Origin of the sequence: Pseudomonas sp. LAM2023 (assembly GCF_016620375.1) — a bacterium.
Taxonomy (GTDB): Bacteria; Pseudomonadota; Gammaproteobacteria; order Pseudomonadales; family Pseudomonadaceae; genus Aquipseudomonas; species Aquipseudomonas anuradhapurensis.
The window spans coordinates 124706-144109 of sequence record NZ_JAENHV010000026.1 but is presented as its reverse complement, the minus strand read 5'-3'; the positions used below and the strand labels follow the sequence as shown (position 1 = coordinate 144109).

The window sequence follows — 19404 nt, the reverse complement described above, 5'->3', positions numbered from 1 at the left end:
ATGGGCACCGCGCTGATGTTTTTCTGGGCTGGGCATCGGCCTGATGGCCGCGCCCGCTCAGCGGTTGGGCCACTTCTCCAGCAGGATCGAAACGAACTTTTCCGCGGCAGGCGACAGCGACGCACCGCGCCGGTACACCAGGCCCAGGGTACGCGTTACCTGGGGTTCGATCAGCGGCACGCTGACCAACGTCGGGTGGTCGGCGCTGGGCATGGCCAGGCTGGGCATGGCGGATACCCCCAGCCCGGCCTCGACCATGCCCAGCGAGGTGGACAGGTGCTGCACCTCGTAGAACCACTTGGGGCGCAGGTTGAGGCCGGAGAGGGCATGGTCGAGCAGCATGCGGTTGCCGCTCAGGCGGCCAACGCCGATCAGCCGGTAGTCGGCAAGCTCGGTCCAGGTCACGGCTTCACGTCCCGCCAGTTTGTGGTCGCGCCGGCAGGCCAGGACAAAGTGCTCCTGCACCAGCGAGACGAATTCGATGTCCGGGTGTTGCCCGCTCATCATGTTGATGCCGAAGTCGGCTTCGCCGCGCAGCACGGCTTCCAGCCCGTCATTGGCGCTGAGGTCGAGCAGGCGGATACGGATTTTCGGGTACTGCTCGTTGTAGTCGCGGATCACTGACGGCAGGAAGTAGAACGCGGCGGTGGGAATGCAGGCGAGGGTGACCTGGCCGGTCTGCCGCTCGGCCAGCTCACGGATGCTGAGGATCGAGTCCTCGAAGTCATCCAGCAGCCGCCTGGCCTTGGGCAGGAAGTCACGCCCGACACTGGTCAGGCTGACCCGACGGGTGGTGCGTTCGAGCAACGAGGTGCCTAGCCCTTCTTCGAGCTTTTTGATCCGCCGGCTCAGCGCCGGCTGCGACAGGTGCAGTGCTTCGGCGGCTTCATGGAAGCTGCCGAGTTCGGCGATTTTCACGAAAGATCGGATGTCTTGCAGCTCATATTCCATAAATAAACCACAGCCCGTTTGACGGAGAATTATTTTGTGAAAAGCAATAATGGCTACGATATTTGCATTGGATTGATTTATCCATCCCTGTCACTCTTTTGCTCACAGCATCAATGATGTCCATTGATCAACAAGAGTGCGAAATCATGCAACGAATTCCTTGCGTACTCATGCGCGGTGGCACCTCCAAGGGGCCGTTCTTCCACGCCTGGGACCTGCCTGCCAATGTGGTCGAGCGCGACGAATTGCTGATCAACCTGATGGGCTCCGGCCACGAACTGGAAATCGACGGCATTGGTGGCGGCAGCCCGCAGACCAGCAAGGTCGCCATCATCAGCCCGTCGTTGCATGCCGACGCCGACGTCGACTACCTGTTCGTCCAGGTCATGGTCGCCCAACGCCGGGTCGACACAGCCCCGAACTGCGGCAACATGCTGTGCGCCGTGGGCCCGTTCGCCATCGAGCAAGGCCTGGTCAAAGGCCAGGACGGCAAGACGTTGGTGCGTATTCGCAACCTCAACACTGGCACCTTCGTCAATTCGCTGGTGGAAACCCCCGGCGGTATCGTGCGCTACGAAGGCCGTACGGCGATCGACGGCGTACCGGGCACTGCCGCCCCGGTGCACCTGACCTTCCTCGATGCGGTCGGCAGCAAGACCGGCAAGCTGTTCCCCACCGGCCAGGCCAAGGATGTGATCGATGGTGTGCCGGTCACCTGCATCGACATGGCCATGCCAATGATGGTGGTGCAGGCCAGCGAACTGGGGGTCAGCGGCGCGGAAACCCCGGCTGAACTCGACGCCAACGGCGCGCTGCTCGCACGCCTCGAGGCGTTGCGCCTGAAGGCCGGCAAGGCCATGGGCCTGGGGGATGTCAGTGGCATGGTGATTCCCAAGCCGGTGCTGGTGTCCAAACCGCGCTACGACGGCACCGTGCAGGTTCGCTACTTCATGCCGCACAACTGCCATCGCGCCCTGGCCATCACCGGCGCGGTAGGGCTGGCGACTGCCTGCGTCAGCCCCGGTACGGTGATCGGCGACCTGCTGGGCGAGGGTGCCGGGCAACTCACCGAGGTGCGCCTGGAACACCCGAGCGGCGGCATCGATGTCGCGCTGTCGCGCAGCGGTGCCGATGGCAAGACGATCCAGGCCTCGGTGGTGCGAACCGCCCGGCGGCTCTTCTCAGGGTTCGTCTACGCCCCTACATTCCGCAGGTTGGCGGGGTAAGCCCAGGCGTTATCCAGACCTGCACAATCGCAACCAGCGCATCCGCACAATTTCAACAATGGGTGATGCCACATGAAACTCGCCAAATCGCTGTACTTCCAGATCCTCTGCGCCGTCCTGCTGGGCGTGGTGGTCGGCCATTTCTGGGCGCAACAGGCAGTGGCCCTGAAGCCGCTGGGTGATGCGTTCATCAAGCTGATCAAGATGATGATCGCCCCGGTGGTGTTCTGCACCATCGTCACCGGCATCGCCGGCATGACCGACAAGCGCTCCCTGGGGCGCCTGATGAGCAAGACCCTGCTGCTGTTCCTGGGGCTGACCGTGGTCAGCCTGGTGATCGGCCTGGCGGCGGTGTACCTGTTCAAGCCCGGCGTCGGCATGAACATCGACCCGGCCACCCTGAGCACCGCAGGCCTGAGCCAGTACACCGCGTCGGCGGCCAAGCTGAGCGTGGTGGACTTCTTCATGCACATCATCCCGGACACCTTCATCGGTGCCTTCAACAAGGGTGAAGTGCTGCCGGTGCTGTTCATTGCCGTGCTCAGCGGTTTCGCCCTGTCGTCGATGGGCGAGAAGGGCAAGCCGGTCCTGGATGTGCTGGAGTCGGCCTCGACCATGGTGTTCCGTATCTTCGGCTACCTGATGCGGTTCGCCCCGGTCGGTGCCTTCGGTGCGCTGGCGTTCACCGTCGGCCAGTACGGCATCACCTCGCTCGGTTCGCTGGCCAAGCTGGTGGGCACGCTGTACATCGCCTGCGCGTTCTTCGTGCTGGTCGTGCTGGGCGGCATCTGCCGTGCCCATGGCTTCAGCCTGTGGAAGCTGCTGCGCTACTTCCGCGAAGAGTTCCTGGTGGTGCTGGGCACGTCATCGACCGAGCCGGTGCTGCCGCGCATGCTCGAGAAACTGGAGAAGCTGGGCTGCAAGAAGGGCGTGGTCGGCCTGGTGTTGCCCACCGGCTACTCGTTCAACCTGGACGGTACCGCCATCTACCTGTCGCTGGCGGCGGTGTTCATCGCCCAGGCCTGCAACATCGACCTGAGCCTGGGCCAGGTGGTCACCATGCTGGCGATCATGCTGCTGTCGTCCAAGGGCGCCGCCGGCGTGACCGGCAGCGGCTTCGTGGCGCTGGCTTCGACCCTGACCGTGATCCACGATATCCCCCTGGCCGGCCTGGCCCTGCTGATCGGCATCGACCGCTTCATGTCGGAAGCCCGTGCCCTGACCAGCCTTGCCAGCAACGCAGTGGCAACGGTGGTGGTGTCGCTGTCGGAAAACGCCTGCGACCGCCAGACCCTGCTCAGCCGCCTGAACGGCGAACCGCTGCCCGGCCCGGTTGCGCAAACACCTGAATGGACTGCCGAGCCGCGTCGTCACGGCTGAACTGCGGTGCCCTGAACCCTTGTCGACCAATCCCCCCACCCGCTTTTGCCGGGTGGGGTAGGGGGCCGTCTGCGCTGCGCTCGGCCACACTGGAAAAATAACAACAAGAGAACAAACCATGCTCGCACTTCTGGGCCTGATCATGGTGGTGACCTTCACCTACCTGATCATGAGTAAACGCCTGTCTCCGATCGTTGCACTGACCGTCGTGCCGATCGTCTTCGCCCTGATCGGCGGCTTTGCCCCCGAGCTGGGCAAGATGATGCTCGACGGGCTGAAAATGGTTGCACCGTCTGCTGCATTGCTGCTGTTCGCCATCCTGTTTTTCGGCCTGATGATCGACGCCGGGCTGTTCGACCCGCTGATCCGCAAGATCCTCAAGCGGGTGAACGGCGACCCGGTCAAGATCGCCATCGGCACCGCACTGCTGTCGCTGCTGGTGGCGCTGGACGGTGATGGCACCACCACCTACATGATCACCTGTGCCGCCATGCTGCCGCTGTACAAGCGCATTGGCATGAACCCGATGATCCTGGCCACCGTGTCGATGTTGTCGCTGAGCATCATGAGCGGCATGAGCCCCTGGGGCGGCCCGGCCACGCGTGCCATTGCCGCGCTGGGGCTGGATGCCACCGAATACTTCATCCCGATGTTGCCCACCGTCATCGGTGGCGCTGCGTGGGTAGTGTTCACCGCCTTCCTGCTGGGCCGCGCCGAACGCCGGCGTATCGGCAACATCGCCCTGGAGTCCGGTGGTGGCAACTGCTACATCAAGGAAATCCTCGGCGATAGCCCGCACAAGCGCCCGCGCCTTGCCTATGTGAACCTGGTGCTGGTGATCGCCGTGATGACCGCGCTGGTGCTGGGGCTGATGCACGCCGCCATCCTGTTCATGATCGGCTTCGTCGCCGCGCTGATGATCAACTACCCGCAGCTGGAGCTGCAGAAGGAACGCATCCTCGCTCACTCGGGCAATGCGATGACCGTGGTGCTGCTGGTGTTCGCCGCGGGCATCTTCGCCGGTATTTTCTCTGGCACCAAGATGGTCGATGCGCTGGCGCAAACCCTGGTGGACTGGATCCCTGAAGCCTGGAGCCACTGGTTCCCGCTGGTGGTGGCGCTGACCAGCATGCCGCTGACCTTCGTGCTGTCCAACGATGCCTACTACTTCGGCGTAGTGCCGATCCTGGCCAATGCCGCGGCGGCCTATGGCATCGACCCGGTGGAAATCGCCCGCGCCTCGGTGCTGGGCCAGCCGGTGCACCTGATGAGCCCACTGGTGGCGTCGACCCTGCTGCTGGTGGGCATGGTCGACCGGGATATCGGCGACTTCCAGAAAGCCACGGTGAAATGGGCGGTGCTCACCTCGCTGGTGATCACCGCACTGGCATTGCTCACCGGGGCCTTGTCCTTCTTCGTCTAAGCGTTACCGGGCGCTGCCAGGCGCCCGCCACTACTCATTCTGAAAACAACAACAGAGTACCGATCATGTCCCGAGCTGTGTTCCGTGGGGCCACCTGTGGCCTGCTGTGCGGCTGGCTGCCTGTTGCCGGCGCCGCTGGTTTCGTCGATGACAGCAAGCTCAAGCTGCAATTGCGCAATGTCTATTTCAACGAGAATTTCCGTGACGAGCAGGGCATGAGCGCGCGCGCCGCGGCCAATGCCAAGAGCGAGCGGGTAGAGTGGGCGCAAGGCTTTTTGCTCGACTACCAGTCGGGCTTTACCAACGGCACCCTGGGCGTGGGGCTGGATGCCCTTGGCCTGTGGGGCGTACGCCTCGATTCCGGTCGTGGGCGCAGTGGCACCGGGCTGCTGCCGGTGCATGACGACGGCCGCGCTGCGGACGAGTTCGCCAGCGCGGGGGTGACCGCCAAGGCGCGCCTCGGCCAGACCGTGGTCAAGCACGGCACCTTGCTGCCGAAGACGCCGTTGCTGGTGTACAACGATGCGCGGTTGCTGCCGCAGACCTACCAGGGCACGCAGCTGACCAGTACCGACATCGACGGGCTGGCCTTGACTGCTGCCCACCTGGACCGCTTCAAGCAGCGTGATTCCTCCGACAGCACAGGCCTTTACCTGGACGGTTATGGCGGCGACAAGTCAGGTGATTTCAACTTCGCTGGTGCTGATTATGCCGTTAACAAACAACTGCGCCTGAGCTACTACCATGGCCAGCTCGAGGATTTCTATCGCCAGGATTTCGCCGGGCTGGTCCACGACCTGCCGTTGGCCGGCGGGGTGCTGACCACCGACCTGCGCTATTTCAAGAGCCGTGACAGCGGGGCGGCCTACGGTGGCGCCATCGACAACGACATGTTCAGCGGGCAGCTGGCCTATGCCCATTCCGGCCATACCGTTGGTGCTGGCTACCAGGTGCTCGATGGCGACGCGGGGTTGCCATATATCAGTGGTGCGACGGTGTATTCGTTCAGCAACGTCGGTATCGGCAAGTTCATCGAGGAAGAGGAGAAGACCTGGATGGCCAGCTACGCCTACAACTTTGCCGCCGCTGGTGTGCCTGGGCTGACCTTCATGACGCGCTACCTGAGTGGCGACAATGGCCGCTCCGGTAGCGAGGGGATCAAGGAGTGGGAGCGTGACGCCGAGCTTGCCTATGTAGTGCAGGACGGGCCGTTGAAAGGCCTGGGGGTGAAGTTGCGCAATTATGTCTACCGTTCGGATTTTGCTCGGGGGCGGGACAGTAATCGCCTTTATCTGACCTACGATATCGCCATCTGGTAAGGGGCCGGGCTTCAGCCGCGAACCGCGTCGCCTGCATCGCGGATGAATCCGCTCCTACAAGGGTGAACGGCTTCAGGTTGAGGCTGCACCTGGTAGGAGCGGATTTATCCGCGATCACCGGCACAGCCGGTGCCATCCACCGCGCTGCCTGTTTCACGGGCACGCCTTGTCGGGACCCATGCCTTATCGGGTCTTGCTCTCCAGGATCCGCCCGCCGGTGCCTTGCTTGCCCAACACATCCTCAGGGTTGCGCAGCGGGCACTCCTCCAGCGACAGGCAGCCGCAACCAATGCAATTGTCCAGGCTGTCGCGCAACGCCTCCAGCGTACGGATGCGCGCATTCAGGTCTTCGCGCCAGGCGGTGGACATTTCCCCCCATTGCGCCGCCGTCAGCTTGCTGTTCGGCGGATAGCGGCTGAACGCCTGCCTGATTTCTTCCAAGGGAATGCCGGTGCGCTGCGCCACCTTGATGATCGCCAATGTTCGCAGCACCAGCGCGGGATAGCGGCGCTGGTTGCCTGCCGTTCGGGTGCTGGCAATCAACCCCTTGGTTTCGTAGAAATGCAGCGCAGACACGGCCACGCCGCTGCGCCTGGCCACTTCCCCTACCGTTAGCATTCGTGTGCTTTCTACTGCCATGCCTGTTGGCCTCGACTTAACCTGCAGAAACTGGTGCGTATTGCTTCGAGAGCACCGCGATGATGGGTTCAACCCGCTGGACGATCCCGACGCAGTTGGGTAACCAGGGTAAAGCGGTCGCCCGGATGCACGGTCTCGGATACCGCCATCAGGTCGCCGTTTTCCTCACGGTAGTGGCGGATGATCCGCAGCCCAGGTGAACCCGCCTCGGCCTTCAGCGCCTGGGCGATTGGCGCAGTCAGCAAGACTCCCCGCACCTGCTGCTCGACCAGCGCGATGGCCCGGCCGTAGCGTTGCTCGATCAGCCCTGCAATCACTTGGTCGGGGTGTTCGCGGGCCAGTTCGATGACCTCGGTGTAGTCCCGCGGGAGATAAACCTCGCTCCAGCACTGCGGCAAGCTATCGTGCACGCGGTCGACACGGATGCTCGACACGCAGAGATAGTGCTCACCCGGTACCAGGCCCAACCGCTCGGCCTCGCTCAGGTCGGCGACGAATTGGCGCACGTCCTGTATTTGCCGCTGCTGGTTTTGCCCGAGTTGCACCAGCTCCGCCACGCTGGCCAGCGACTGGCAATAGCCGCCACGCGGGCTGCTGGCCTCGACCCGGGTGCCCACGCGCTTGCGGCGCGACACCAGCCCCTGGTCGAGCAATTGGTCGATGGCCGCGCGCACCGTATGCCGGCTGACATCGTACAGGTCGCACAGTTCGAGCTCGGTGGGCAGCAGGCTGCCCACCGGGTAACGGCCGCTGGTGATGCCTTGCATCAGGTCCTTTGCCACACGGGCATAGCGCGTCGGGTTCATGCCTTGCCCTGTCGGCAAAATGAAAGAGGGGGCAGTTTAACAGAGCCCCCCGACGCTGCAGGTTACGCTGCCTGTCACTCCAGGTTCAGCAAGTCCTGCACGGTCTGCCGGCGGCGGATCATCCGCAATGCGCCTTCCTCGATGAGCAATTCCGGCAACAGTGGCCGGCTGTTGTAGTTCGACGACATCGATGCCCCGTAAGCGCCGGCGTCGTGGATCACCAGCAGGTCGCCCACCTGTGCCTGGGGCAGGTCGTGCGGGGTCAGTTCCTGGTCATCCTGGGTAAACACGTCACCCGACTCGCACAGCGGCCCTGCGACCACGGTTGGCTGGCGTGGGCGGTCCACCGGCTGGCCATTGGCGTCGAGCAGGGTCATGCGGTGGTAGGCGCCATACATGGCCGGGCGCATCAGGTCGTTGAAGCCGGCGTCGATCATGACGAAGGTATTGCGGCCGGCCTGCTTCACGGCCCGTACTTCGGCCACCAGGTAGCCCGATTCCGCCACCAGGAAGCGCCCGGGCTCGATCTCCATGCGCACCGGATGGCCCAGCATGGCTTCGATTTCCTGACGCGCCACGGCCCAGGTGCGGGCGTAGCGCTGCAGGTCGACCGGCGTGTCGCTGCTGCGATACGGGGTGGAAAGCCCGCCGCCGATGGAGAACGCTTCGATGTCCACGCCCAGCCGGCCAACCAGCTCGATCATCGCCCTGGCCACCTGCTCCAGGTGCTGGTAGTCCACGCCGGAGCCGATGTGCATGTGCACACCCACCAGGTGCAGGCCGTGAGCCTTGACGCAGGCCAGCGCCTCGTCCAGCTGTTCGTGCCAGATGCCGTGCTTGCTGTTCTCGCCACCCGTGTTGGTCTTGCGGCTGTGGCCATGGCCGAAACCGGGGTTGATGCGCAGCCACACGCGGTGGCCGGGGGAGCGTTCCCCCAACTGGCGCAGCATGTCGATGGAGCCGGCGTTGACCTCGATCTTCGACGCCACCACCCGCTCCAGGGTCGGCCGGTCCAGCGCATCGCAGGTCAGGACCACGCCGGCGGGGTCGCCATCCACGCTCGCACCGGCAGCGAAGGCCCGCTCCATCTCGCCCAGCGATACCGCGTCCAGCACCAGGCCGTGGGCGCGCATCAGCCGCAGCACGTGCAGGTTGGGGTTGGCCTTCTGGGCGAAGCGCACGGTGTCGAACACTTTCAGTTGTTCGACCCGTGCGGCGATGGTGCTGGCGTCGTAGGCCCACAGCGGCGTGCCGTGCTGGCGGGCCGCCTCGGCCAGGAGGGGGAAGGGTGCGGTCATGGTGGCGCTACTCATATAAGGAAGGGTTCGAGGATGAGCCAAAGTGGAAATTCAGAAAAATAGCTATTTTTCTGTTGATCATTCATATCTGATATACCCTCCGCCACTTTCTTGGGACTGCCGTGAAACTCTCTGTTCGCCATATTGAAGTGTTCCGCGCCATCATGGCCGCTGGCAGTGTCACCGGTGCAGCGCGCCTGCTGTTCACCTCGCAGCCCACCGTCAGCCGTGAACTGGCGCGGTTGGAGCAGGTGACTGGGCTGAACCTGTTCGAGCGCGAGGCCGGGCGCCTGGTGGCCACGGCCCAGGCGTTGCTGTTGATCGAGGAGGTGGAGCGCGCCTACCTCGGGCTGGAGCGGATCGAGCGCTTTGCCCAGGCCATTCGCAATTTCGAGCAAGGCCGGCTGGCCATCACGTGCTTGCCGCTGTTTTCCCAGACCTTGTTGCCCAAGGCGTGCCAGCGTTTTCATCAGCAGCACCGGGGCGTGAGCGTGAGCATCCTGGCGCAGGAGTCACCGTTGCTGGAGGAGTCGCTGGTCGCCCAGCAGCATGACCTGGGCCTGACCGAGGTCGAGCAGATACCACGCGGCGCCTACGGCGAATTGTTGTTCAGCGCCAACATGGTCTGCGTGCTGCCCGAGGGGCATCCGCTGCAGGCCAAGGCCGAACTGGAGCTGAGCGATTTCCACGAGGTCGACTTCATCAACCTGGCCAGCCTGGACACCTACCGGCAGCGCCTGGACCAGCACTTCCGGGCGGCGGGGGTCAACCGCCGCACGGTCATCGAGACCACCAGTGCCGCCTCGGTGTGCGCCATGGTCAGGCAAGGCCTCGGGGTGGCGATCATCAACCCGCTGAGCGGGCTGGAGGCGGCGCAGGGTGGCTTGCCGATCCGCCGGTTGCGGGTATCGGTGCCGTACCAGGTGATGTTGATACGCCCGGACCACCGGCCAGCGTCGGCGGCGGTGGAGCCGTTCTGTGAGGCGTTGCGGGTGCAGGCGCAGGAAATGCAGGCGGCCTTGGCCTGACGCCAGGCTCGCTTTTCATGTAGGAGCGGCCTTGTGTCGCGATGGGCCGCAACGCGGCCCCGGCAATCTTTGCGGCATCCAGATCCCGGGGCCGCGTTGCGGCCCATCGCGACACAAGGCCGCTCCTACACACACACAAACACTGAGCACGCCTGGTTTGGGCCTACAGCTCGCAGACGAAGGTGCCGGTCCCGGCCAGGATGTTCTCCAGGGTCTGCTTCACCTCATCCAGGTCGCTCAGCTCGCTGGTCAGGTTGATCTCCAGCGTTTCATCCCCCTTCAGCGCATCGCGGTCGCCGGCCGCCACTTCGATCAGCAGGCGCTTGGCGCTCAAGGTCACTTTCAACCCATCCAGCGTCGACGGTTCGTCGTCCAGGGTCAGGTCGACGGTGTCTTCGTCCGGGTAGCGGGTCAGCAGGAACATCTGGCCCTTGTCGCTGTGACAGCACAGGGTCGCCATGTTGTCTTCCTCGTCATCGCAAGGGGTGGCGAACAGCAGGGCAGTATTGATTTGCATGGACAAGGCTCGGATCAAAGGAAACGGAAGGGAATTCTGACAGTCTTGTCAGCAGGCATAAACGTAAAGTTACCGCCCCTTGACCGAAATTGTCGCAGCGCTGCAAGCCTGAATGACCGATCAGTCGGTAAGCTTCGGCGAGCCCTGGGCGTGCCTGCGCACGTTCAACGTCTGGTTTTACCGTCCGCCTTGCCACGGGTTGGCTATCGTTGATCCGTACATGGCGCACGCAGCGACGCTTCAACTATTACAAAGCCCAAGCGGAGTACCACAGATGGCGTTCTTCACCGCAGCCAGCAAAGCCGACTTCCAGCATCAACTGCAAGCGGCCCTGGCGCAGCACATCAGCGAACAGTCCCTGCCACAAGTGGCGCTGTTCGCCGAGCAGTTCTTCGGCATCATCTCTCTGGACGAACTCACCCAGCGCAGGCTTTCCGACCTGGCCGGCTGCACCCTTTCAGCCTGGCGTATCATCGAACGTTTCGACCCCGAGTACCCGCAGGTGCGGGTCTACAACCCCGATTACGAACGCAATGGCTGGCAGTCGACCCACTCGGTGGTCGAGGTGCTGCACCACGACCTGCCGTTCCTGGTCGACTCGGTGCGTACCGAACTCAACCGCCGTGGCTACAGCATCCACACCCTGCAGACCACCGTGCTCAGCGTGCGCCGTGGCGCCAAGGGCGAATTGCTCGAACTGCTGCCCAAGGGTACCCAGGGCGAGGGCGTGCGCCATGAATCGCTGATGTACCTGGAAATCGACCGTTGCGCCAATGCCGCCGAGCTGACCGTGCTGGCCCGCGAGATCGAGCAGGTGCTGGCCGAGGTGCGCGTGGTGGTGGCCGACTTCGAACCGATGAAGGCCAAGCTGCGCCAGGTGGTGGCGGAGGTGGAACAGACCGCCTTTGCCCCGGCGCAGCACGAGAAGGCCGAGGTCAAGGCGTTCCTCGAGTGGCTGCTGGACAACCACTTCACCTTCCTCGGCTATGAAGAATTTACCGTCCAGGGTGGCGCCGATGGCGGCCAGATGGTCTACGACGAGCAGTCGTTCCTCGGCCTGCCACGCCGCCTGCGCGTGGGCCTGACCAGCGACGAGCTGCGCATCGAAGACTACGCCGTGGCCTACCTCAACGAGCCACTGCTGCTGTCGTTCGCCAAGGCCGCGCTGCCCAGCCGCGTACACCGCCCGGCCTACCCGGACTACGTGTCGATCCGCCAGCTGGACGCCGACGGCAAGGTCATCAAGGAACACCGCTTCATGGGCCTATACACCTCGTCGGTGTATGGCGAAAGCGTGCATGCCATCCCCTATATCCGGGTCAAGGTCAACGAAGTCGAGCGCCGCTCGGGCTTCGACCCCAAGGCGCACCTGGGCAAGGAACTGGCCCAGGTGCTGGAAGTGCTGCCGCGTGACGACCTGTTCCAGACACCGGTCGACGAGCTGTTCAGCACCGTCATGTCGATCGTGCAGATCCAGGAGCGCAACAAGATCCGCGTGTTCCTGCGCAAGGACCCGTACGGTCGCTTCTGCTACTGCCTGGCCTATGTACCGCGGGAAATCTACTCCACCGAAGTGCGACAGAAGATCCAGCAGGTCCTGATGGAGCGCCTGAAGGCCAGCGACTGCGAGTTCTGGACCTTCTTCTCCGAGTCGGTGCTGGCACGCGTGCAGCTGATCCTGCGGGTAGACCCGAAGAATCGCATCGACATCGACCCGCAGCAGCTGGAGCGCGAAGTGATCCAGGCCTGCCGCTCCTGGCACGACGACTACTCCGCGCTGGTGATCGAGAACTTCGGCGAAGCCCAGGGCACCAACATTCTCGCCGACTTCCCCAAAGGCTTTCCGGCCGGCTACCGCGAGCGCTTTGCCGCGCACTCGGCGGTGGTCGACCTGCAGCACGTGCTGAACCTGTCGGAAAGCAAGCCCCTGGCGATGAGCTTCTACCAGCCGCTGACCCAGGTCGGCGAACGCATCCTGCATTGCAAGCTGTACCACGCCGATACACCGCTGGCGTTGTCCGATGTGCTGCCAATCCTGGAGAACCTCGGCCTGCGCGTGCTCGGCGAGTTCCCCTACCGGCTGCGCCATGCCAGCGGCCGTGAGTACTGGATCCACGACTTCGCCTTCACCTACAGCGAAGGCCTGAGCCTGGATATCCAGCAGCTCAACGACATCCTCCAGGACGCCTTCATCCATATCGTCCGTGGCGATGCCGAGAACGACGCCTTCAACCGCCTGGTGCTGACCGCCGGCCTGCCATGGCGTGACGTGGCGCTGCTGCGCGCCTACGCCCGTTACCTGAAGCAGATCCGCCTGGGCTTCGACCTGGGCTATATCGCCAGCACCCTGAACAACCACACCGACATCGCCCGCGAGCTGACCCGGTTGTTCAAGACCCGCTTCTACCTGGCGCGCAAGCTCACCCAGGAAGACCTGGACGACAAGCAGCAGCGCCTGGAGCAGGCCATCCTGACCGCGCTGGACGATGTGCAGGTGCTCAACGAAGACCGCATCCTGCGCCGCTACCTGGACCTGATCAAGGCCACCCTGCGCACCAACTTCTACCAGCCGGATGCCAACGGCCAGAACAAGTCGTACTTCAGCTTCAAGTTCAACCCCAAGCTGATCCCCGAGCTGCCCAAGCCGGTGCCCAAGTTCGAGATCTTCGTCTACTCGCCGCGGGTCGAGGGCGTGCACTTGCGCTTTGGCAACGTGGCCCGCGGCGGCCTGCGCTGGTCGGACCGCGAGGAAGACTTCCGCACCGAGGTGCTGGGCCTGGTGAAAGCCCAGCAGGTGAAGAACTCGGTGATCGTGCCGGTCGGTGCCAAGGGCGGCTTCCTGCCGCGCCGTCTGCCCCTGGGTGGCAGCCGCGACGAGATCGCTGCCGAAGGCGTGGCGTGCTACCGCATCTTCATTTCCGGCCTGCTCGACATCACCGACAACCTCAAGGACGGTGGCGTGGTGCCGCCGGCCAACGTGGTGCGCCACGATGATGACGACCCGTACCTGGTGGTGGCGGCCGACAAGGGCACCGCGACCTTCTCCGACATCGCCAACGGCATTGCCATCGACTACGGCTTCTGGCTGGGTGACGCCTTCGCCTCGGGCGGTTCGGCCGGTTACGACCACAAGAAGATGGGCATTACCGCACGCGGCGCCTGGGTCGGCGTGCAGCGCCACTTCCGCGAGCGCGGCATCAATGTGCAGGAAGACCCGATCACCGTGATCGGCATCGGCGACATGGCTGGTGACGTGTTCGGCAACGGCCTGCTGATGTCCGACAAGCTGCAGCTGGTGGCTGCCTTCAACCACCTGCACATCTTCATCGACCCGAACCCGGAGCCGGCTTCCAGCTTTGCCGAGCGCAAGCGCCTGTTCGACCTGCCGCGGTCGGCCTGGAGCGACTACGACACCAGCATCATGTCCGAAGGCGGCGGGATCTTCCCGCGCAGTGCCAAGAGCATCGCCATCAGCCCGCAGATGAAAGAGCGCTTCGCCATCGAAGCCGACCGCCTGACCCCGACCGAGCTGCTCAACGCGCTGCTCAAGGCACCGGTGGACTTGCTGTGGAACGGTGGCATCGGTACCTACGTCAAGGCCAGCACCGAAAGCCACGCCGATGTCGGCGACAAGGCCAACGATGCGCTGCGGGTCAACGGCAACGAACTGCGCTGCAAGGTGGTGGGCGAGGGCGGCAACCTGGGCATGACCCAGCTCGGCCGGGTCGAATTCGGCCTCAACGGCGGCGCCACCAACACCGACTTCATCGACAACGCCGGCGGCGTGGACTGCTCCGACCACGAAGTCAATATCAAGATCCTGCTCAATGAAGTGGTGCAGGGTGGCGACATGACCGAGAAGCAGCGCAACCAGCTGCTGGGCAGCATGACCGACGAAGTGGCCGGCCTGGTGCTGGGCAACAACTACAAGCAGACCCAGGCGCTGTCGCTGGCAGCCCGCCGCGCCCGCGAGCGGATTGCCGAGTACAAGCGCCTGATGGCCGACCTGGAAGCCCGTGGCAAGCTGGACCGCGCCATCGAGTTCCTGCCGTCCGAAGAGCAGCTGGCCGAACGCCTGGCCGCAGGCCAGGGCCTGACCCGCGCCGAACTGTCGGTATTGATCTCGTACAGCAAGATCGACCTCAAGGAGCAACTGCTCAAGTCGCTGGTGCCGGACGACGACTACCTGACCCGCGACATGGAAACTGCCTTCCCGCCGTCGCTGGTCAGCAAGTTCGCCGAGGCCATGCGCCGCCACCGCCTGAAGCGCGAGATCGTCAGCACCCAGATCGCCAACGACCTGGTCAACAACATGGGCATCACCTTCGTCCAGCGCCTGAAGGAGTCGACCGGCATGAGCCCGGCCAACGTGGCCGGGGCCTATGTGATCGTGCGCGACATCTTCCACTTGCCGCACTGGTTCCGCCAGATCGAGGCGCTCGACTACCAGGTGCCGGCGGAAGTCCAGCTGACCCTGATGGACGAGCTGATGCGCCTGGGCCGCCGGGCTACCCGCTGGTTCCTGCGCAGCCGCCGCAACGAGCAGGACGCCGGGCGCGACGCCGCGCACTTCGGGCCGAAGATCGCGCAGCTGGGGCTCAAGCTCGACGAGCTGCTCGAAGGGCCGACCCGCGAGCGCTGGATGGTGCGTTACCAGGGCTTCGTCGAGGCTGGGGTGCCGGAGCTGCTGGCGCGCATGGTGGCCGGTACCAGCCACCTGTACACCCTGCTGCCGATCATCGAGGCGGCTGACGTTACCGGGCATGAACCGGCGCAGGTGGCCAAGGCGTTCTTCGCCGTGGGCAGCGCGCTGGACCTGACCTGGTACCTGCAGGAGATCAGCAACCTGCCGGTGGAGAACAACTGGCAGGCGCTGGCCCGCGAAGCTTTCCGCGACGACATCGACCTGCAGCAGCGGGCAATCACCATCTCGGTACTACAGATGGCCGACGGGCCGGAAGACATGGACGCCCGTGTGGCGCTGTGGGCCGAGCAGCACCGGGTGATGGTGGAGCGCTGGCGCGCCATGCTCGACGACCTGCGCAACGCCACCGGTACCGACTATGCGATGTACGCGGTGGCCAACCGCGAGCTGGTCGACCTGGCCATGAGCGGGCAGGCGACGGTGGTGCCGTCCTGAGTCTGATGACGCGGTAAGAAGAAAGCCCCGGCAGTGATGCCGGGGCTTTCTTTTGGTCTGTACGGTTGGTTGACGCGGCCCCTGTAGGAGCGGCCTTGTGTCGCGAAAGGGCTGCAACGCAGCCCCGGCTTCAGGTGTGCTGTAGCTGAAATCCCGGGGCCGCTTTGCGGCCCTTTCGCGACACAAGGCCGCTCCTACAGGGGCCGCGTCAAGCCGGGGGGCAGGCTTACTTGAACCTGCGCTCCACGCCTTTCTCGACCAGGATCTTGGCCGAGATCTCTTCCACCGAGAAATGCGTGGAATTGATATGTGGAATGTTCTCCCGGCGGAACAGGCTCTCTACTTCGCGCACTTCGAACTCGCACTGGGCAAAGCTTGAATAGCGGCTGTTGGGTTTGCGCTCGTGGCGGATGGCGGTCAGGCGGTCGGGGTCGATGGTCAGGCCGAACAGCTTGTTGTGGTGTTTTTTCAGCACCGCCGGCAGTTGCAGGCGCTCCATGTCGTCTTCGGTCAGCGGGTAGTTGGCCGCCCGGATGCCGAACTGCATGGCCATGTACAGGCAGGTCGGGGTCTTGCCGCAGCGCGACACGCCAACCAGGATCAGGTCGGCCTTGTCGTAGTAATGGGTGCGCGCGCCATCGTCGTTGTCGAGGGCGAAGTTGACCGCCTCGATGCGCTCCATGTAGTTGGAATTGCCGCCAATCGAGTGCGATTTACCGACGGAATACGACGAATGGGCCGTCAATTCCTGTTCGAGTGGGGACAAAAACGAAGAAAAGATGTCGATCATGAAGCCGTTCGAGGTCGCCAGGATTTCACGGATGTCCTGATTGACGATGGTGTCGAAGATGATCGGGCGGACACCGTCACGCTCGGCCGCGGCATTGATCTGCTGGACCATGCTGCGTGCCTTGTCCGGCGAATCGATGTAGGGACGAGTGAATTTATTGAAAGGAATGCTCTCGAATTGAGCGAGCAGACTCTGGCCCAGGGTTTCGGCAGTAATGCCGGTGCCGTCGGAGATGAAGAACGCGGTTCGTTTCATTTGCGATCTGGGCCTTAAGCTGATGACGTTTCTTGGATATGATAAGTTCGGTTTGCCGAATGCGGCTGTCGGCATTCTCACTTATTTTCCATGTACAGGCCACAAGCGTCCGGCCAAGTCAATGAAGGCAGGCGGGCGCCCTTGAGCTTTTCCAACACAGTTAGTGGAGAGATCACCTTGGTAGAGTACGTAGTTTCCCTCGATAAGCTCGGCGTCCATGATGTGGAGCATGTGGGGGGCAAGAACGCATCCCTGGGCGAGATGATCAGCAACCTCGCAGGTGCTGGTGTATCGGTGCCGGGCGGCTTTGCCACTACGGCGCAGGCGTACCGCGATTTTCTCGAACAGAGTGGTCTCAACGACCGTATCCATGCGGCGCTCGACGCACTGGACGTGGATGACATCAATGCCCTGACCAAGACCGGCGCGCAGATTCGCCAGTGGGTCATGGAAGCCGACTTCCCGCCGCGCCTTGACAGCGAGATCCGCGCGGCCTTCGCCGCCATGGCCGCCGGCAATGACAACATGGCCGTGGCCGTGCGTTCCTCGGCCACCGCCGAAGACCTGCCGGACGCCTCGTTCGCCGGCCAGCAGGAAACCTTCCTCAACATCCGCGGCGTCGACAACGTGATCCGCGCCGCCAAGGAAGTGTTTGCCTCGCTGTTCAACGACCGTGCCATCGCCTACCGCGTACACCAGGGCTTCGACCACAAGCTGGTCGCCCTGTCGGCCGGCGTGCAGCGCATGGTCCGCTCGGAAACCGGCACCGCTGGCGTCATGTTCACCCTCGACACCGAGTCGGGCTTCCGCGACGTGGTGTTCATCACTGGCGCCTACGGCTTGGGTGAGACCGTGGTGCAGGGTGCGGTCAACCCCGACGAATTCTATGTGCACAAGAGCACCTTGCAGGCAGGCCGCCCGGCCATCCTGCGCCGCAACCTGGGCAGCAAGGCGATCAAGATGGTCTACGGCGACGAAGCCAAGGCCGGCCGTTCGGTCAAGACCGTGGAAGTGGACCGCGCCGAGCGCGCGCGCTTCTGCCTGACCGATGCCGAAGTCAGCGAGCTGGCCAAGCAGGCGATGATCATCGAGCAGCACTACCAGCGCCCGATGGACATCGAGTGGGCCAAGGACGGTGACGACGGCAAGCTGTATATCGTCCAGGCCCGCCCTGAAACGGTGAAAAGCCGCTCCAGCGCCAATGTCATGGAACGCTACCTGCTGAAGGAAAAGGGCACCGTCCTGGTCGAAGGCCGCGCCATCGGCCAGCGCATCGGCGCCGGCAAGGTCCGGGTGATCCACGACGTCTCGGAAATGGACAAGGTCCAGCCGGGCGACGTGCTGGTTTCCGACATGACCGACCCGGACTGGGAGCCGGTGATGAAGCGCGCCAGCGCCATCGTCACCAACCGCGGCGGGCGCACTTGCCACGCGGCGATCATCGCACGTGAGCTGGGCATCCCGGCCGTGGTCGGTTGCGGCAACGCCACCCAGGTGCTGAAAGACGGCCAGGGCGTGACCGTATCCTGCGCCGAAGGCGACACCGGCTTCATCTTCGAGGGCGAGCTGGGCTTCGACGTCAAGCAGAACTCGGTCGATGCCATGCCCGACCTGCCGTTCAAGATCATGATGAACGTCGGCAACCCGGACCGTGCCTTCGACTTCGCCCAGCTGCCCAACGCCGGTGTCGGCCTGGCGCGCCTGGAATTCATCATCAACCGCATGATCGGCGTGCACCCCAAGGCGCTGCTGAACTACGCCGGCCTGCCTGCCGACCTGAAGGACAGCGTCGACAAGCGCATCGCCGGTTACAACGACCCGGTCGGCTTCTATGTCGAGAAGCTGGTCGAGGGCATCAGCACCCTGGCGGCAGCCTTCTACCCGAAAAAGGTCATCGTGCGCCTGTCGGACTTCAAGTCCAACGAGTACGCCAACCTGATCGGCGGCAAGCTGTACGAGCCGGAAGAAGAGAACCCGATGCTGGGCTTCCGCGGTGCCTCGCGCTACATCAGCGAGTCGTTCCGCGACTGCTTCGAGCTCGAGTGCCGTGCGCTGAAGCGTGTGCGCAACGAGATGGGCCTGACCAACGTCGAGATCATGGTGCCGTTCGTGCGCACCTTGGGCGAAGCCAGCCAGGTCGTCGACCTGCTCGCCGAAAACGGCCTGGCCCGCGGCGACAACGGCCTGCGCGTGATCATGATGTGCGAACTGCCGTCCAACGCCATCCTGGCCGAAGAATTCCTCGAGTACTTCGACGGCTTCTCGATCGGTTCCAACGACCTGACCCAGCTGACCCTGGGCCTGGACCGCGACTCGGGCATCATCGCCCACCTGTTCGACGAGCGTAACCCTGCGGTGAAAAAGCTGCTGGCCAACGCCATTGCCGCGTGCAACAAGGCTGGCAAGTACATCGGCATCTGCGGCCAGGGCCCCTCGGACCACCCGGACCTGGCCAAGTGGCTGATGGAGCAGGGCATCGACAGCGTGTCGCTGAACCCGGATTCGGTACTCGAAACCTGGTTCTACCTGGCCGAGGGCCAGGGCGAGGCCTGACGCAGTAGAACGCGGGGGGACGTCTGGCGTACCCCCGCCTGGTTTTTCCAGGGCGAGTTCCAGCAATGGATCCCGCCCT

13 protein-coding genes are annotated in these 19404 nt (G+C 63.8%); 7 read left to right on the top strand and 6 right to left on the bottom strand.

The features are described 5' to 3' along the window. Positions 1-57 precede the first annotated feature (57 nt). A complete protein-coding gene (locus JKP78_RS15600) occupies positions 58-951 on the bottom strand; it encodes a LysR family transcriptional regulator (protein WP_170029032.1) in 894 nt (297 codons plus the stop codon). A gap of 146 nt (positions 952-1097) precedes the next feature. On the opposite strand from JKP78_RS15600, the gene JKP78_RS15595 reads away from it, so the two are divergent. The 4 genes from JKP78_RS15595 (at position 1098) to JKP78_RS15580 (ending at position 6299) form a co-directional block, all read left to right on the top strand. Beyond that, positions 1098-2177, top strand: coding sequence for a 4-oxalomesaconate tautomerase (locus JKP78_RS15595; RefSeq protein WP_186687438.1), 1080 nt, complete (start codon positions 1098-1100; stop codon positions 2175-2177). Positions 2178-2249: 72 nt separating this feature from the next. Then, positions 2250-3557 (top strand): dicarboxylate/amino acid:cation symporter, encoded by a 1308-nt coding sequence (locus JKP78_RS15590; protein ID WP_200626936.1) that lies wholly within the window; start codon positions 2250-2252, stop codon positions 3555-3557. A 118-nt stretch (positions 3558-3675) separates the two neighbouring features. Then, the gene (locus JKP78_RS15585) at positions 3676-4980 is read left to right on the top strand and encodes a CitMHS family transporter (protein WP_186679394.1); all 1305 of its coding nucleotides are present in this window, start codon (positions 3676-3678) and stop codon (positions 4978-4980) included. 65 nt (positions 4981-5045) lie between these two features. Further along, complete coding sequence (locus JKP78_RS15580) at positions 5046-6299, top strand: OprD family porin (protein WP_186687442.1); 1254 nt, start codon at positions 5046-5048, stop codon at positions 6297-6299. A 183-nt stretch (positions 6300-6482) separates the two neighbouring features. Here the strand turns inward: JKP78_RS15580 and soxR are convergent, their stop codons facing one another. From soxR to lysA, 3 genes are all read right to left on the bottom strand, one after another. Continuing rightward, positions 6483-6938, bottom strand: a complete 456-nt coding sequence (soxR, locus tag JKP78_RS15575; protein WP_200626935.1) for a redox-sensitive transcriptional activator SoxR — start codon at positions 6936-6938, stop codon at positions 6483-6485. A 68-nt stretch (positions 6939-7006) separates the two neighbouring features. Beyond that, complete coding sequence (locus tag JKP78_RS15570; RefSeq protein ID WP_200626934.1) at positions 7007-7744, bottom strand: GntR family transcriptional regulator; 738 nt, start codon at positions 7742-7744, stop codon at positions 7007-7009. A 74-nt stretch (positions 7745-7818) separates the two neighbouring features. Further along, positions 7819-9042, bottom strand: a complete 1224-nt coding sequence (gene lysA / locus JKP78_RS15565; RefSeq protein WP_170029039.1) for a diaminopimelate decarboxylase — start codon at positions 9040-9042, stop codon at positions 7819-7821. A 122-nt stretch (positions 9043-9164) separates the two neighbouring features. On the opposite strand from lysA, the gene JKP78_RS15560 reads away from it, so the two are divergent. Continuing rightward, positions 9165-10070: a LysR family transcriptional regulator gene (locus JKP78_RS15560; RefSeq protein WP_186687453.1), complete on the top strand. Its 906-nt coding sequence runs from the start codon at positions 9165-9167 to the stop codon at positions 10068-10070. Between the two features lie 163 nt (positions 10071-10233). Here JKP78_RS15560 and JKP78_RS15555 read toward each other — a convergent pair whose 3' ends face one another. Next, positions 10234-10587 (bottom strand): hypothetical protein, encoded by a 354-nt coding sequence (locus JKP78_RS15555; protein WP_186687456.1) that lies wholly within the window; start codon positions 10585-10587, stop codon positions 10234-10236. Between the two features lie 274 nt (positions 10588-10861). On the opposite strand from JKP78_RS15555, the gene JKP78_RS15550 reads away from it, so the two are divergent. Continuing rightward, positions 10862-15727: an NAD-glutamate dehydrogenase gene (locus tag JKP78_RS15550; protein WP_200626933.1), complete on the top strand. Its 4866-nt coding sequence runs from the start codon at positions 10862-10864 to the stop codon at positions 15725-15727. 226 nt (positions 15728-15953) lie between these two features. Here the strand turns inward: JKP78_RS15550 and ppsR are convergent, their stop codons facing one another. After that, entirely contained in the window at positions 15954-16772 is an 819-nt protein-coding gene (gene ppsR, locus JKP78_RS15545; RefSeq protein WP_170029043.1) for a posphoenolpyruvate synthetase regulatory kinase/phosphorylase PpsR, read from the bottom strand. 177 nt (positions 16773-16949) lie between these two features. Here ppsR and ppsA point away from each other — a divergent pair, with 177 nt between their 5' ends. Beyond that, positions 16950-19325 (top strand): phosphoenolpyruvate synthase, encoded by a 2376-nt coding sequence (gene ppsA, locus JKP78_RS15540; protein ID WP_186687462.1) that lies wholly within the window; start codon positions 16950-16952, stop codon positions 19323-19325. Positions 19326-19404 lie beyond the last annotated feature (79 nt).